This window comes from Curtobacterium sp. MCBD17_013, from assembly GCF_003234565.1.
Lineage (GTDB): Bacteria > Actinomycetota > Actinomycetes > Actinomycetales > Microbacteriaceae > Curtobacterium.
This window is the reverse complement of the sequence record NZ_QKTU01000005.1, coordinates 91,426-106,585: the sequence shown is the minus strand read 5'-3', so window position 1 is coordinate 106,585 and position 15,160 is coordinate 91,426. Positions and strand designations below refer to the sequence as shown.

Genomic DNA, 15,160 nt, shown 5'->3' with positions numbered 1-15,160 from the left:
CGGCCCTCCGGCGGATCCCCACCGCTCGGGGTGAGGCCGCGGGTGACGCGACGGGCGCGGACCGGTGGTGCCGCGCCTCCCGGCGGATGCGGCGCGCCGCGGTCCCGGCAGCATGCCCGGAACGCCGAGGAGGACCGCCATGCCCACGATCACCTGCGTCATGCCTGCCCGGAACGCGGCCGGCACGGTCGGCACGGCCGTGCGGACGGTCCTCCGCGCGCTCCCCGAGGACGGCGAGCTCCTGGTGCGCGACGACGGCAGCACGGACGACACGCTCGGGGTGCTCGAGCGGATCCGGGACGCCCGGCTCCGCGTCCTGGTCGGGCCGAGCGTCGGGATCGCCGCCGGCATGAACACCCTGCTCGACGAGGTCACGGCGCCCGTCGTCGCACGCATGGACGCGGACGACGTGTGCGCGCCGTTCCGGTTCCGGCGACAGCTCGCCCTGCTGCGGTCCGCGGACCTCGTGTTCGCGCCCGCGGTCGACTGGCTCCCCGGTACACCCGTCGCGCGCCCACAACCGCTCCGCCGACTGTCCGCTGCGGCGGCGCCGTTCGCGCTGCTGCTCGAGAACCCCTTCATGAACCCGACGATGACCGCGCGCACCCGGCTGATCCGAGACCTCGGCGGATGCCGATCCGTCGCGTCCGAGGACTACGACCTCTGGCTCCGCGCTGCCGGTGCGGGGCTCCGGCTCGTGCGGGACCGGGTCCCGGCGGTCCTCTACCGACGCCACCCCGGCCAGATCACGGCACAGTCGTGGTGGCGGGCCGCCCGCGCGGACACCGAGCTCGTCCACGAGGCGTTCGACGCGCTCGCGCTCGCGACCGTCGGGTTCCGTCCCTCGTGGTTCGCGTGGCGTCGGGCCGGACTGCCGGCGGGTGGAGCGCCGGACGGGATCGGCGAGGAGCTGCGGCGGTTCCGGGGCGCGGTGGCGGTCCTCCCGGCCGGGCAGCGGCGGCCGCTGCTCCGCCGGATCGCGCTCATGGAGCGGCGGGCGTTGCTGCGCTGACGGCGACGGCCGTCAGCGGCGTTCGGGAGGCCCGTCCGAGGTCGCGGAGGCCGGCCCGTCCTGGTCGTCGCGCTCGCGGCCGCGTCGGGACCGGCGCAGGAGCCGCATGCGCTCGGGCCGCCGACCCCGGCGGAAGAGCGTCGCGAGCGCGGACTGCGGCTGCCAGTCGCGGCCGTTCGGCAGCCCCCAGCCGTACCGGACGGCGCCGAGCCGGAGCAGGAGCGACAGCAGGATCGCGACGACGATGCCGATCGTCGGGACGTGCAACGCCGACGCGACGACCATGACGATCGACGCGGCCACGGCGACGGACGCGTAGAGGGCGTTCCCGCCGAGCACCGCGGGCACCCGCCGGAGCAGGAGGTCACGGGCCGCACCGCCCCCGACCGCGGTCACGGTGCCCATGATGATCGCCGGACCCCAGCCCAGGTGCGCGTCGAACGTCCGCTGCACGCCGACCACGGCCCAGAACCCGATGACGGCTGCGTCGAGCACCGTGAACAGGCGGTCCCACGCCCGCTCCGAGATCGAGACGAAGAACGCCACGAGCGCTCCGACGAGCGCCACCGGGACGTACAGCGGGTCGGTCAGCGCGACCGGCGGGCCGTCCTGGAGCAGGACGTCGCGGAGGATCCCGCCGCCGAGCCCCGAGACGAACCCGACCACGAGGAACCCGAACAGGTCGAAGTCCATCTCGCGCGCGAGCGACCCGCCGAGCAGCGCGGACGCGAACACCCCCGCGAGGTCGAGGACGTTCGTCACGGTCGCGAGCGCGTGCGCGGGGACGACCAGTGCGTCAGCGGAGGAGAACTGCACCGGTCCATCTTCGCGGTTCGGGCCGGGCCGTGGACGACACCCGCGCTCTTAGGTTAGCCTTACCTCCGTTCCACTCCGCGGGGTCGTCGCCCCTCACCCCACCGGGATCCCACTCCATGCTCGCCACGCTCGTCATCGGCCTCCGCGAAGGCCTCGAAGCGACCCTCATCGTCGGGATCATCGCCGCGTTCCTCCGCCGCGGTCGCATCTCGCTCGTGCCGATGTGGGGCGGGATCGCCCTCGCCGTCGTGCTCAGCGTCGCCGTCGGCGTGGGGCTCGAGGCGCTCGAGCAGGCGCTCCCGCAGTCCGAGCAAGAGGCGATGGAGTCCGTCATCGGCGCCGTCGCCGTCGTGTTCGTCACCGGGATGATCGTCTGGATGCGGACGCATGCCCGCGACCTCAAGGGCGACCTCGAGGCGAGCGCCGCCGCGGCCGTCGGTCGCGGCACCGCCTGGGCGCTCGCGGGCATGGCGTTCCTCGCCGTCCTCAAGGAGGGCTTCGAGACCTCCGTGTTCCTGCTCGCCACGTTCCAGGCCGCGAGTTCGGCGGGCACCGCGGCGCTCGGCGCCGTGATCGGCGTGCTCGTCGCCGTCCTCATCGGCTGGGGGATCTACACCGGCGGGGTCCGGCTCGACCTCCGGCGGTTCTTCACCGGCACCGGCGTGTTCCTGGTCTTCGTGGCGGCAGGGCTCGTGCTCACCGCACTCCGGACCGCGCACGAGGCCGGCTGGGTGACGATCGGGCAGCAGCGCACCGTCGACCTGTCCTGGCTCGCGCCGACCGGGTCCGTGCAGGCCGCACTCGTCACCGGTGTGCTCGGGATCCCGGCGGACCCCCGCGTCGTCGAGGTCGTCGGCTGGGTCGGCTACCTCGTCCCCGTGCTCGTCGTGAGCCTCTGGCCGCGGTCCCTCCGCCCGTCGCCGGCTCGCGTCCCGCGGGTGCGCGTCGTCGTCGCCGCGGGCCTCGCCGTCGCGGCGGTCGCGCTCGCGGTGGCCGTCCCCACCGGCCGGGAGGCCCTGCCCACCTCCGCCACCCTCGCCACCGGTGCCGCGGACCCGCACCCCACCACGCGGCACACCGCGACGGCGACCGTCGACGGTGCCAGCGCGACCCTCGTCGTCCGCGCCGGCGACACCGTGCAGCGCGCCCGTTTCTCCTCCGCCGACCACACGACCACCACGCACGCCGGCGTCACCGCCGACCGCTGGCGCGCCACCACGCGCGTCCCGAGCACCGGCCGACCCGCGACGCTGACCCTCGACCAGCTCACCGACCTGTTCGGACGCGTGCCCGTCGGCATCTCGCCCGCGCAGCAGCCCGGCCCGTTCACCGCGCACTGGACCTCGACCGCGACCCGGACGCTCTGGACCGTCGACGGCGGCCTCCTCGACGCGCGCCGGACCGAGCGTGCCGTCCTCACCGTGTCGGGCGGCGGCCTGCCGAGCAGCCGGACCTACTCGTTCGACGCCACCGCCTGGGCGGTCCCCGCCACCCGGGTGACCGCCGCGGGCGAGGCGGTGGCGAGCGGCGCCTCCGCGGGCCGCGAAGCGCTCCTCTGGAAGGCGTGGCTGCCCATCGCGCTCGCGATCGCCGCGATCGCCCAGGCCCTGCTCGCCCTGCGGGACCGCCGCCGACTCGGAGCGGCGACCCGTTCCTCCCGACCGACCACCACGACCCCCGTCGCCGACCGGCACGGGGCGACCAGCAGGAAGACCGCCGATGCCGTTCGCTGACCGCCGCACCCGATCCGTCCTCGTCCTCGGAGCGACCCTCGCCGCCGCAGCCCTCGCGCTGACCGGCTGCTCGACCGCGTCGTCCTCCGCCGAGGACGCCGCGACGCCGTCCGGCGCGGTGCACCGGGTGGCCGTGACCCTGACGAACGACGGCTCGGACAAGTGCGCCGTGTCGACGACCTCGGTGCCCGCCGGACCGGTGACGTTCACCGTGCGGAACACCTCGTCGACCGCGATCACCGAGGTCGAGCTCCTGCAGGACCAGAAGATCCTCGGCGAGAAGGAGAACCTGGCACCCGGACTCGACCCGGTCAAGTTCACCGTGACGCTCGGCGGCGGCAAGTACCAGGTGTACTGCCCCGGGGCGACCAAGGAGCTCACGACCTTCACCGTCACCGGCAAGGCCGCATCGACCGCGAACAGCAGCGCGGCGACCCTCCTCCGACAGGGCGCCAAGGGCTACGCGGACTACGTCGACGCCCAGGTCAACGACATGGTGACCGCCGTGCGGCAGCTGCAGGAGGACGTCGACGCGGGGGACCTCGCCGCCGCGAAGACGGACTACGCGAACGCGCGCCCGTACTACGAGCACGTCGAGAGCGACGTCGACGGGTTCGTCAAGAAGGGCCACAAGGCGACCGACAACGCTGGGAACCTCGACTACCTCGTCGACATGCGCGCCTCGAACCTCGACCCGTCGGTCGGATGGCACGGGTTCCACGCCGTGGAGCGCGATCTGTTCCAGGGCGGCGCCATCACCGCGAGCACGAAGCAGCTCGCGGCCGAGCTCACCGAGAACGTCACCCTGCTCGACAAGCTCGTCCCGACGCTCACCTACAAGCCCGAGGACCTCGCCAACGGCGCGGCCGGCCTGCTCGAAGAGGTCCAGTCCGAGAAGATCACCGGCGAGGAGGAGGGCTTCAGCCACATCGACCTCGTCGACCTGGCGGCGAACGTCGAGGGTGCGCGGCAGGCGTTCGCGTACCTGAAGCCCGGCCTGCAGAAGCTCGACCCGTCGATCACGAAGCAGATCGCGACCCAGTTCGACAGCGTCGACACGCTCATGGACGGCTACCGGGACGGCACCGCCCTCGGCGGTTTCCGCACCTACGACGCCGCCACCCGCACCGCCGACGCGAACACGATCTCGCAGACGATCCAGGCCCTGCAGGACCCGCTGTCCCGGCTCGCCGAGAAGGTCGCCACCGCGTGAGCCGAGAGCAGGAGCAGATGCGCGGGGCGTCGTCTCGTCCGTCGGTGTCGCGCCGCGGACTCATCGGCGGACTCGCAGCCGCGGGAGCAGGTGTCGGTGCGCTCGCGGGCATCGGTGGCAGCCTCGCCGCGGGAGCCGCCGGGCATGCCCCCGACGACGAGTCCATCGACCTGTCGCGGACCCACCCGTTCTACGCCACCTCGGCGCGGCAGCCGCAGGGCGGCATCCGCACCGAGCCGCAGCGGTACTGCGTCTTCATGACGTTCGACATGGCGTCGACCCTGGCGACGGACCTGCAGGTCCTGCTCGCCCGGTGGTCCGCCGCGATCGCGCAACTGCAGTCCGGCGGCACCATCGGCGCGGTCGTCCCGGCGCACGCCGACGGCGTCGGTGCCGACACCGGGGAGGCCCTCGACCTCGGCCCGGCATCGCTCACCGTCACCGTCGGGCTCGGCCCCGGGCTGTTCGACGAGCGGTTCGGCCTGGCGGCCCACAAGCCCGCCGCGCTCGCTCCGATCCCCGCGCTGCCGAGCGACGCCCTCGACCCCGCCCTGAGCGGTGGTGACCTGTCGCTGCAGGCGTGCGCGGACGACCCCCAGGTCGCGTACCACGCGATCCGCGACCTCGCCCGCATGGCCCGGGGCACCGCGACCGTGCGCTGGACCGTGCTCGGGTTCGGGCGTGCGTCGGCTGGAGCGAACCAGACCACCCCCCGGAACCTCATGGGGTTCAAGGACGGCACACGGAACATCACCACCGACGAGGACTACGAGCGCTTCGTGCGGCTCGGGGACGACGCGGACTGGATGGCGGGCGGCACCTACCAGGTCACGCGGAAGATCCAGATGAACATCGAGATCTGGGACGCCGACGTGATCAGCGACCAGCAGCGGGTGTTCGGACGCACGAAGGTCGAGGGTGCGCCGCTCTCCGGGGGGACCGAGCACACGACGCCCGACTTCCACGCGACCGACCATGCCGGCGACACGAAGATCGACGCGCGCGCACACGTCGCCCTCGCCGCGCACGAGAACAACGGCGGCGTCAAGATCCTGCGTCGCCCGTACAACTACACCGACGGGCTCAACCAGTACGGGCAGCTCGACGCCGGGCTGTTGTTCACCGCGTTCATGAACGACCCCGATCACTTCACACGGATCCAGCGGCGGCTCGGAGCGTCCGACCGGTTGAACGAGTACATCTCGCACATCGGCTCGGCCGTGTTCGCCGTGCCGCCGGCGCCGCGCAAGGGCTCGTACATCGGGGAGCGGCTCTTCCGCTGAACCGTGGGGCCGGCGCCGGTCCGGCCTACCGCCGGTCCGGCGCCAGCAACGCGGTGACGACGTCGCTGAACGGTCCGGTCAGGTCGCTCGCCGACGCGTTGACCAGGGGGCCGAGCCGAGTGGAGGCACGCAGGAGCGTGATGCCGAAGGCCGTGGCCAGCGCGACCTCGGCGCGGAGCAGGATGCCGTTCGTGTCGACGTCATCGGGGTCCCACCCGGCGATGCGCGCCATGCGCTCCGCGTACGAGGTGAGTGTCGCGTTGCGGATCCGGTCGGCCTGCTCGTCTCCGGAGGACCGGATGAGCAGGAGGAGCTCGACCGCGTGCTCCCCGGTCGGCGCGTTCGTCACCCGCTCGACGAGGCTCTGGAGCATCCGTTCGACCGAGTCGTCGTCCGGCCGGGGGGCATCGAGGTCCTCCACCGCGCGCTCGAGACAGGCCTCGAAGAGGCCCTCTTTGCTCGTGAAGTAGCGGTTGATGAGCGCGACGTTCACTCCGGCGTCGGCTGCGATCTCCCGGACGGTGGTCGCGGAGTAGCCGTCGTACGCGAACCGACGTCGAGCCGCGGCGACCAGGAGCTGCCGGGTCTTCGCGGCGTCGCGCGTCCTCGACGGCACCTGCGACTCGAGCGTCATGACGTCCTCTCCATCTCCACAACGGTACCCGCACCGGGAGGTGCGGTGTAAACGCGCTTTGACTTCCGCGCGAGGAGCAGTAGGCTCACGACTTGTAAGCGCTTGTTTACGTCTTTCGATCACGGAGAACGATGTCCCGAGTCACCGAGGGCCCCCGCACGGGCTCCACCCCCGTCGCGGAGCGACACAGCAGCCCGAACACCACCCTCATCGTCGTGTACCTCGCACTCGGCGGCTTGGCCTACGCGGTGCTCCAGTCGCTCGTCGCTCCGGCACTGTCCACGATCGGCAAGGACCTCGGGGCCTCGACCAGCAACGTGAGCTGGATCATCACCGCCTACCTGCTGTCGGCGTCCGTCCTCACGCCGATCTTCGGGCGCATGGGCGACATGATGGGCAAGCGGCGCATCCTCATCGTCGTGATGAGCCTCCTGCTCGTTGGCACCGTCGTCGCCGCCCTCGCGCCGAACCTCGCCACGTTGATCGTGGCCCGCTGCCTGCAGGGTGCGGCCGGCGCCGTGCTGCCGCTGTCGATCGGCATCGTGCGCGACGAACTCCCGAAGGACCGGGTGAGCGTCGTGATCGGTCTGCTGTCGGGCATCTTCGGCATCGGGGCCGGTATCGGCATCGTCGCGGCCGGACCGATCGTGCAGCACCTCGATTGGCACTGGCTGTTCTGGCTGCCGCTCGCGCTCATCGTCGTCGGGCTCGCCGGCATCGTGTTCGGGATGCCGGAATCGGACGTCCGGAAGCCCGGGCGCCTCGACCTCGCCGGGACGGCGATCCTCTCGATCTCCCTCGTGGCGCTGCTGCTCGCTGTCAGCGAGGGCGAGACCTGGGGCTGGGGTGACGTCAAGACCATCGGTCTGCTGGCGGTCGGCGTCGTCGCGCTCGTGGTCTTCATCGTCGTCGAGCTCCGCGTGAAGGCGCCGCTGATCGACGTCCGGCTCTTCCGCATCCGTGGCGTCTGGACCGCTCACGTCGTCGCGCTCGTCTTCGGGTTCGCGATGTACGGCACGTTCGTGCTCGTCCCGACGCTGCTCCAGCTGCCGTCGTTCACCGGGTACGGCTTCGGCAAGACCGCCTCGCAGGCCGGCCTGTTCCTGCTCCCGACGGTCCTCATGATGATCGTGGTCTCACCGGTCGCGGGGGCCCTCGTCCGACGGACGGGTCCGAAGCCGCCGCTGGTCATCGGGGGTGTGCTCCTCACCGCGGCGTTCGTGCTCCCCGGGCTCGCGCACGATCAGGTCTGGCAGATCCTGGTGTCCGGCATCCTCACGGGGGCCGGGATCGGATTCGGTCTCTCGGCGGCGTCCAACGCGATCATCGAGAGCGTGCCGATCGAGCAGACGGGTGAGGCGATCAGCGCCAACACCGTCGTCCGGACGATCGGCTCGAGCGTCGGAACGGCCGTCATCGCCGCGCTGATCTCGTCGCACACGAAGGTGTTCACGTTGCCCACCGGGCACGTGGGGCTCCCTGGGGCCGCGGCGTTCACCATCGGCTTCTGGGCGTGCGCTGGGGTCGGCGCCCTCGCGATCGTCGGCGCCCTCGCCGCTCCCGGCATGCGGAAGCGCCGCGCTGACGCCATCGCGGCGGGCGTCGAGGACATCGACGCTGTCGTCGACGAGCGCTGACGAGGCCAGCTCGACGCTGCCGGTACATCCGGGCGCGGAGGAGGGGTGCCCTCCGCCGTTTCCCTGGAGACGGAGGGCACCCGCGCCGCCGGGTTCGTCGGGCGGAACCACCGCCCGGGATGAGAGGACACCGCAGCGGCGCCGTCGCCATGCGACGCCTCAGGCTACCGCCGCCGCTGCCGAAAACACAGGGTGCGGCAGACGAGCAGCCTCGTTCCACCCGCCTCGTTACTTCCGATCGCCGATGTGGAGCGCGTCCTTCACCCGCTCGATGCCCTCGGTCGCGAGCGCCGATGCCGAGTCCCGGATCACGCCGACCTCCATCGGGTCGCCCTTGAGTAACGACTTGGCCGTGTTGAGCGCGTACTCACGGGTGATGTGCGGTGGGAGCGGCGGGACGTTGCGGCTGACGTAGGCGTCGATGAGCGTGACCCCGTCGTGCGCGAAGGCCTCGGCCACGGCGGACTCCACCTGGTCGTCACTGCGCACCTGGACGCCCCGGAACCCGAGGAGCTCGGCGTAGCCGGCGTAGTCCATCGACTCGACGTCCTGCGAGCCGCGCCACAGCGGATTGCCGTCCTCCGTGCGCATCTCCCACGAGACCTGCGCGAGGTCGTCGTTGTGCATGACCACGATGATGAACTGCTTGGTCTCCCACTGCTGCATGTACTTCTTCACGGTGATCAGCTCGTTCATGCCGAGCATCTGGAACGCGCCGTCACCGATGGTGCAGACCACCGTCTTGTCGGAGTGGGCCAGCTTCGCCGCGACCGCGTAGGGCATCGCCGCGAGCATGGTCGCCAGGCGGCCCGAGAGGTCGCCGCGCATGCCCCGCTTCAGGCGGATGTGGTGCCCGAACCAGTCGGCGGTCGTCCCGGCGTCCGCGGTGACGATCGCCCCGTCGGGCAGGTTCGCGTTCACGGCCTCGGTCACGCGCCGCGGGTTGACCCCGTCGTGGTACTCCTTCTGTGCCTGCGCGTGCATCTCCTGTTCCCAGTCCTGCATCTCGGCGGCGATCCGCTCCTGCCAGGACAGGTCGGTCTTCTGCTCGAGCAGGGGGAGGAGGGCCTCGAGCGTCGACTTCACGTCGCCCCAGAGGTTCAACTCCGTCGGGTAGCGCACGCCGAGCTGTTCGGGCTTGAGGTCGACCTGGATGCCACGCGCCTGGCCCGTCGCGGGCAGGAACTCGCCGTACGGGTAGTTCGTGCCGAGCAGCACGATGGTGTCGCAGCGCTTGATCTGGTGGAGGCTCGGCAGGGACCCGAGGAGACCGACCTGCTGCGTGTGGTACGGCACGTCGGACGGGATCACGTCCTTGCCGCGGAGCGCGGTGATGATGCCCGCTCCGGCCTTCTCGGCGGCGGCGAGGACCTCGTCGGTGGCGCCCGTCGCGCCCGCGCCGACCAGGAACGTGACCTTCTCGCCCGCGTTGATGATGTCCGCCGCCTGGCGGATCTGCTCCATCGGGGGCGTGATCGCCGTCGACGGGATGGCGTCGCTCGAGCGCGAGACCCAGTGGGCCGACGGCGTCGCCTTGATGGTCATCGCCTGGACGTCGTGGGGGATCACGACGACCGCGGGCTGGAGACGGAGCCGGGCCGTGCGGAAGGCGGTGTCGATGACGGCGCTGGCCTGGTCGGGCGACACGATCGTCTCGACGTAACAGGCGACGTCCGTGAACACGCGCTCGAGGTTGCTCTCTTGCTGGGTGAAGGTGCCGATCGAGTCGAGACCCTGCTGCCCGACGATCGCGACGACCGGCTGATTGTCCATCTGGGCGTCGTACAGCCCGTTGAGCATGTGGAACGCGCCGGGGCTCGAGGTCGCGACGCACACGCCGACCTCGCCCGTGAACTTGGCATGCGCCGTCGCCATGAGCGCGCAGATCTCCTCGTGCGTCGGGCGGATGTACTCGATGCCCGTCCCCGCACGATCGGTCTTGCCGAGTGCTCCGTCGAACGCGCCGATGCCGTCGCCGGGGAACCCGAAGATCCGGCTGACGCCCTGGTCCTTGATCCGCTCGATCAGGAACTCGCTCACGGTGGTCATCGCGTACCTCTCTTCGGCGCCGGGGTCGGGCGCCTGGGACTCGGGTGGTGGGACGGGGCCGTCCTCGTGCCTCCAGCGTGCTCCCTCCACGGGGCCGGGTTCCCAGCCCGTCGCCCGTGGTGGAGGATCGGGGGAGCGGACCGGATGTGGAGGAACGGGCAGCATGACCACGATCGATCTCAACGCAGACCTCGGCGAGGGCTTCGGCCGGTGGACCCTCGGGGACGACGCCGCGATGCTCGATGTCGTCACGAGCGCGAACGTGGCGTGCGGATTCCACGCGGGCGACCCGTTGTCGCTCCGGTCCGTGCTCGAGCAGGCCGCGGAACGGCAGGTGTCGGTCGGGGCGCACGTCGCATACCGGGACCTCGCCGGGTTCGGACGGCGGTACGTGGACGCCTCCCTGCACGAACTCGCAGCGGACGTGATCTACCAGATCGGCGCGCTGGCCGCCCTCGCCCGGGCAGCCGGGACGACCGTCCGATACGTCAAGCCGCACGGCGCCCTCTACAACACCATCGCGGAGGGCGGACCGCACGCCGAGGCGGTCGTGCAAGCGGTCCTGGCGGTCGACCCGGGCCTCCCGGTCGTCGGTCTCGCCGGGTCCGCGTTCCTCGACCTCGCTCGCGACGCCGGGCTGCCCGTCGTCGCCGAGGCGTTCGCGGACCGTGCGTACGCCGCCGACGGGTCCCTCGTGTCCCGACGCCTTCCGGGCGCCGTGCTCCACGATCCGACCGAGATCGCCCAGCGCGTCGTCGCGATGGTCACCAGCGGGGCGGTCACCGCGGTCGACGGGACCAGCGTGCCGATCGACGCCGCGTCGATCTGCCTGCACGGGGACTCGCCCGGCGCGGTCGCCGCGGCGCTCGCCGTCCGGTCCGCACTCGGATCAGCGGGCGTGGTCCTGGCGCCGTTCGCGGCGGTCCGAGCGGCGTGACGGCGACCGGCGACGTGACCGGCCCGGAGGGCGAGAGCGGGTCCGGGTACGTGACCGACTCCGGCGTCCGGGCGCCCCGGGTGCTGCGCCTCGGCGTCGACGGCGTGCTCGTCGAGGTCCCCGACACGGCCGCCGCGCTCGCCCTGCACGCCGCGCTCCGGACGCTCGACCTGCCCGGGGTGACCGAACTGGTGCCCGCCGCGCGGACCGTCGCCGTCCGCTTCGCACCGGGCGCCACGACCGCCGACGCGATCGCCGCCGCGCTGCGCGGCGTACCGCTCGACGCGCCGCCGCCCGCCGCCGACGGTCTCGTCGAGGTGCCAGTGGTCTACGACGGCGAGGACCTCGACCACGTCGCCGACCGCACCGGCCTCAGCGTGGACGAGGTCGTCCGCCGGCACACCGCGCCGGAGTACTCGGTCGCGTTCACCGGGTTCGCGCCGGGGTTCGCCTACCTGGTCGGAGGCGACACGGTCCTCGACCTGCCGCGGCGCAGCAGTCCGCGCACGGCGATCCCCGCCGGTTCCGTCGCGATCGCGGGCGGCCACAGCGGCATCTACCCGCGGCCGAGCCCCGGCGGCTGGCATCTGCTCGGGCACACCGACCTGGTGATGTGGGACCCCCATCGGATCGGGGCGGAGGCCCTGCTCCGTCCCGGCATGCGCGTCCGGTTCCGCGCGGTCCACGCGGCGTCATCCGCGGCTGCGTCATCCGCCGCAGTGTCCCCGGCCGCACGCCCGACCGCCGTCGGTCGGGAGGCCCGACCCGCTCCGACGGAGCCGTCACGTCCGACCGCTCCCAGGCGAGGCCTCGAGGTCCTGTCGCCCGGGCTGCTCAGCACCGTGCAGGACCTCGGCAGACCGGGCCGCGCGGCCCTCGGCGTCACCCGCTCCGGTGCGCTCGATCGCGTCGCCCACCGTCGCGCGAACCGTCTCGTCGGGAACGCGGCGGGCGCCGCGGCGGTCGAGCACGTCGGGGGAGGGCTCACCGTGCGGGCTCGTGGCGAGCTCGTCCTGGCGGTCACGGGCGGCGTCGGCGCGATCGAGGTCCTGCCCGCGGCGGAAGGGACGCTCGACGAGCGATCGGTGCTGCTCCCGGGCGACGACGAGCCCGCGCGCCGGGCGGTGCCGATCGAGCCCGACCGTCCGTTCGCGCTGCACGACCGTGAGGTCCTGGTGCTCGGTGCGCCGACGACCGGGGCCGTCGCGACCCTCGCCGTCCTCGGTGGACTCGACCTGCCGCCCGTGCTCGGATCACGCGCGACCGACGTGCTGTCCGGTCTCGGGCCGGCACCGCTCCGGGCCGGCGACGTCCTGCCCATCGGGTCGGACACGGCGGCGGCGGTGGCCGACGCGGCGGAACCGGGCCCGGTCCTCCCGACCGTCGAGGACGTGGTCGACGTCCGGTTCGTGCCCGGACCCCGCGACGACTGGATCGACGGGGGTGCCGACGCCCTGCACGCGGTCGTCTGGCGGGTGACGCCACGCTCGAACCGTGTCGGCGTGCGGCTCGACGCGGGCACGCACGCACTCGCGCGGAGCGTGGGCGGCGAGCTGCCGAGCGAGGCGGCGGTACCCGGGGCGATCCAGGTGCCACCCGAGGGTCGACCGGTCGTGTTCCTCGCCGACCACCCCGTCACGGGCGGCTACCCCGTGGTCGGCGTCGTCGTGCCCGAGGACCTCGGGCTCGTCGCGCAGGTACCGGTCGGCGGCGCGATCCGGTTCACACCGACGGCGAGTGCTCTTCGGCGATGAGCGGACGTAACGTCCGGTGCGCGATCCGGAGCCCCTCGAGCACCTTGTCGTCCGGGCCACTCCACAGCGGGTCTTCGTGCTCGACCGACAGCGTGCCCGTGAACCCGGCCTCGTACAGGCGGTCCACGACGTGCGACCAGTCGACCACGCCACGACCGGGCACGCGGAAGCGCCACCACCCCATGTCCCACGGGTCGTCGCCCTTGTCGACGAGCCCGAAGAAGCCGTAGCGGTCGCGCCGCGCCGGGAACAGTTCGACGTCCTTCGCCTGCGCGTGCACGATGTGCTCCGCGAACGGCAGGATCGTCTCGACCGGGTCGATGCCGATCCACGTCAGGTGCGACGGGTCCCAGTTCAGGCCGAACCCGAGGCCCGTCACCCACTCCCACAGCTCCGGGCTGTAGGCGATGTTCCCCGGGTAGCCGTCCGGGTGCCAGCCCTCCATGACGCAGTTCTCGATGATGAGCTTGACGTCGCGCTCGCCCGCGTAGTCCACGAGCTCGGGCAGCACGCGGTCGCCCTCTGCCATGTTCTCGCGCACGCTCTTGCTGTTGTCCCGGCCGATGAACGTGCCCACGTAGGGGACGCCGAGCCGCTGCGCTGCATCGATCGCGTGCTTGAGGTGCGTCCGGACCGCGTCACGACGCTCGGGGTCCTGGTGCAGGTTGTTCTCGTAGTAGGCGAGCGCGCTGATCTCGAGTCCCGTGCGCGCCATCAGGTCCTCGGTGGCGCTGGCGTCCTCGTCGGTGAAGGTCGCGACGGGCAGGTGCGAGGCCTCGAAGTCGCGGCCGCCGACGTTCGGCCACACGGCGACCTCGAGTCGCTCGTACCCCTGAGCGGCCGCGAACTCCGCGATCCGGCCGAGGTCCCATCCTGGCAGGCAGGCCGTGAGCATCCCGAGCTTCATGCGATGTCCTTCCAGGCTCCGTCACCGGCACTGGCGATGACGGCGTCGATGACGTGGGCGGCGCGCGCGCCGTCCGCGAACGTGGGCAGGCCCTCCGGCCACACGCCGCCGTCCCGTGAGGCACGGACGGCGGCGTAGGTGTCGCCGACGAACGCCGTGAAGGCGTCGAGGTACCCCTGCGGGTGACCCGATGGCACGACGGCCAACCGCCGCTGGTCGGGCGACCCCTGCGAGGGGTCGCGCACGAGGATCGTGGCGCCGGTCTCGGTGCCGAACCAGGCGGACTCCGGTTGCTCCTGGTCGAACGCGGCGCTCGAGCGGGTGCCGTCGACCTCGAACCACAGGCGGTTCTTGCGTCCGGCCGCGACCTGCGACACGACGACGTTCCCGATCCGGCCGTGGGTCGTGCGGAAGGTGGCCACCGCGGTGTCCTCGGTGGTGACGGGGGCCTGCGCGACGGGCACCGCGCCTCCCGGCACCGGATCGGGGTAGGGGGCGCCGGAGAAGGACGGCCCCGACGACGCCGGGCGCGTGGGGTAGACGATGTCGGCCGTGGCCGTCACGGTCGCGAATCGCTCGCCGGTGACGAACTCGACGAGGTCACACCAGTGCGACCCGATGTCGGCGAAGGCGCGCGACACACCGCCCGCTCCGGCGTCGACCCGCCAGCTCGACGAGCCCTCATCGAGCATCCAGTCCTGCAGGTACGAGCCGTGGATCGCGAGCACGCGTCCGAGATCGCCGCCGGCGATCCGCGACCGGATCTCGCGCACGATCGGGTGGAAGCGGTAGACGAACGGGACGGTCGCGACGACACCGGCACGCTCGGCGGCGGCCGTGAGCTCGTCGGCCTGTGCGGCGTCGACCGCCAGGGGTTTCTCGCACACCACGTGGATCCCCGCCGCGATGATCGCCATCGTCTGCGGGTGGTGCTGGTCGTTCGGGGTGCACACGTGCACGACGTCGGGTGCGTCGGCGAGGAGCTCGTCGAGGTCGGCGTAGCCGCGCGGGAGCCCGAGGTGCTCGGCGACCTGTGCCGAGCGTTCGGGAGTGCGTCCGAGGACCCCGGTGACCACGGCACCGGCGGCGCGCGCCGATCGTACGTGGACGGTCGCGATCATGCCCGTGCCGATGACGGCGACGCGCAGCGGGGGTGTGTTCATGGATGCTCTGCGTTCCTCGGTT

The 15,160-nt window shown here is 72.4% G+C and carries 12 protein-coding genes; 7 read left to right on the top strand and 5 right to left on the bottom strand.

Features of this window, described 5'->3' with window-relative positions:
* The first annotated feature begins 139 nt into the window (after positions 1-139).
* A complete protein-coding gene (locus tag DEI81_RS07895) occupies positions 140-1,012 on the top strand; it encodes a glycosyltransferase family 2 protein (RefSeq protein WP_181435346.1) in 873 nt (290 codons plus the stop codon).
* A gap of 12 nt (positions 1,013-1,024) precedes the next feature.
* Here DEI81_RS07895 and DEI81_RS07890 read toward each other — a convergent pair whose 3' ends face one another.
* A complete protein-coding gene (locus tag DEI81_RS07890; RefSeq protein WP_258368563.1) occupies positions 1,025-1,828 on the bottom strand; it encodes a trimeric intracellular cation channel family protein in 804 nt (267 codons plus the stop codon).
* A 116-nt stretch (positions 1,829-1,944) separates the two neighbouring features.
* Here DEI81_RS07890 and efeU point away from each other — a divergent pair, with 116 nt between their 5' ends.
* The 3 genes from efeU to DEI81_RS07875 are packed head-to-tail and all read left to right on the top strand — an operon-like array spanning position 1,945 to position 6,057.
* A complete protein-coding gene (efeU, locus tag DEI81_RS07885; protein ID WP_111010065.1) occupies positions 1,945-3,561 on the top strand; it encodes an iron uptake transporter permease EfeU in 1,617 nt (538 codons plus the stop codon).
* A complete protein-coding gene (efeO, locus tag DEI81_RS07880; protein ID WP_111010063.1) occupies positions 3,548-4,774 on the top strand; it encodes an iron uptake system protein EfeO in 1,227 nt (408 codons plus the stop codon). Before efeU ends, efeO begins: the two co-directional genes overlap by 14 nt.
* Positions 4,771-6,057 (top strand): Dyp-type peroxidase, encoded by a 1,287-nt coding sequence (locus DEI81_RS07875; protein ID WP_258368562.1) that lies wholly within the window; start codon positions 4,771-4,773, stop codon positions 6,055-6,057. Before efeO ends, DEI81_RS07875 begins: the two co-directional genes overlap by 4 nt.
* A 25-nt stretch (positions 6,058-6,082) precedes the next feature.
* On the opposite strand, the gene DEI81_RS07870 is transcribed toward DEI81_RS07875, so the two are convergent.
* On the bottom strand, positions 6,083-6,691 hold the full coding sequence (locus tag DEI81_RS07870) for a TetR/AcrR family transcriptional regulator (protein WP_111010059.1): 609 nt from the start codon (positions 6,689-6,691) through the stop codon (positions 6,083-6,085).
* Between the two features lie 131 nt (positions 6,692-6,822).
* On the opposite strand from DEI81_RS07870, the gene DEI81_RS07865 reads away from it, so the two are divergent.
* Entirely contained in the window at positions 6,823-8,328 is a 1,506-nt protein-coding gene (locus tag DEI81_RS07865; RefSeq protein ID WP_111010057.1) for an MFS transporter, read from the top strand.
* 228 nt (positions 8,329-8,556) lie between these two features.
* Here DEI81_RS07865 and DEI81_RS07860 read toward each other — a convergent pair whose 3' ends face one another.
* Complete coding sequence (locus DEI81_RS07860) at positions 8,557-10,377, bottom strand: thiamine pyrophosphate-requiring protein (protein ID WP_111010056.1); 1,821 nt, start codon at positions 10,375-10,377, stop codon at positions 8,557-8,559.
* 163 nt (positions 10,378-10,540) lie between these two features.
* Between DEI81_RS07860 and DEI81_RS07855 the strand changes: the two genes are divergently transcribed.
* Complete coding sequence (locus tag DEI81_RS07855) at positions 10,541-11,314, top strand: LamB/YcsF family protein (protein ID WP_111010054.1); 774 nt, start codon at positions 10,541-10,543, stop codon at positions 11,312-11,314.
* Positions 11,311-13,068, top strand: coding sequence for a 5-oxoprolinase/urea amidolyase family protein (locus DEI81_RS07850; protein WP_258368561.1), 1,758 nt, complete (start codon positions 11,311-11,313; stop codon positions 13,066-13,068). The genes DEI81_RS07855 and DEI81_RS07850 overlap by 4 nt, the downstream gene beginning before the upstream one ends.
* On the opposite strand, the gene DEI81_RS07845 is transcribed toward DEI81_RS07850, so the two are convergent.
* Both DEI81_RS07845 and DEI81_RS07840 read right to left on the bottom strand, forming a co-directional pair.
* Positions 13,037-13,975: a sugar phosphate isomerase/epimerase gene (locus DEI81_RS07845; RefSeq protein WP_111010052.1), complete on the bottom strand. Its 939-nt coding sequence runs from the start codon at positions 13,973-13,975 to the stop codon at positions 13,037-13,039. The two genes, DEI81_RS07850 and DEI81_RS07845, sit on opposite strands and share 32 nt — an antisense overlap.
* Positions 13,972-15,138 (bottom strand): Gfo/Idh/MocA family protein, encoded by a 1,167-nt coding sequence (locus DEI81_RS07840; RefSeq protein ID WP_111010050.1) that lies wholly within the window; start codon positions 15,136-15,138, stop codon positions 13,972-13,974. The genes DEI81_RS07845 and DEI81_RS07840 overlap by 4 nt, the downstream gene beginning before the upstream one ends.
* Between the last annotated feature and the right edge of the window lie 22 nt (positions 15,139-15,160).

Bases quoted from the DNA above. Each gene is read 5' to 3' on its own strand.
- DEI81_RS07895 (WP_181435346.1), top strand. From the start codon at position 140: ATGCCCACGATCACCTGCGTCATGCCTGCCCGGAACGCGGCCGGCACG.
- efeU (WP_111010065.1), top strand. From the start codon at position 1,945: ATGCTCGCCACGCTCGTCATCGGCCTCCGCGAAGGCCTCGAAGCGACC.
- efeO (WP_111010063.1), top strand. From the start codon at position 3,548: ATGCCGTTCGCTGACCGCCGCACCCGATCCGTCCTCGTCCTCGGAGCG.
- DEI81_RS07870 (WP_111010059.1), bottom strand. From the start codon at position 6,691: ATGACGCTCGAGTCGCAGGTGCCGTCGAGGACGCGCGACGCCGCGAAG.
- DEI81_RS07865 (WP_111010057.1), top strand. From the start codon at position 6,823: ATGTCCCGAGTCACCGAGGGCCCCCGCACGGGCTCCACCCCCGTCGCG.
- DEI81_RS07860 (WP_111010056.1), bottom strand. From the start codon at position 10,377: ATGACCACCGTGAGCGAGTTCCTGATCGAGCGGATCAAGGACCAGGGC.
- DEI81_RS07855 (WP_111010054.1), top strand. From the start codon at position 10,541: ATGACCACGATCGATCTCAACGCAGACCTCGGCGAGGGCTTCGGCCGG.
- DEI81_RS07845 (WP_111010052.1), bottom strand. From the start codon at position 13,975: ATGAAGCTCGGGATGCTCACGGCCTGCCTGCCAGGATGGGACCTCGGC.
- DEI81_RS07840 (WP_111010050.1), bottom strand. From the start codon at position 15,138: ATGAACACACCCCCGCTGCGCGTCGCCGTCATCGGCACGGGCATGATC.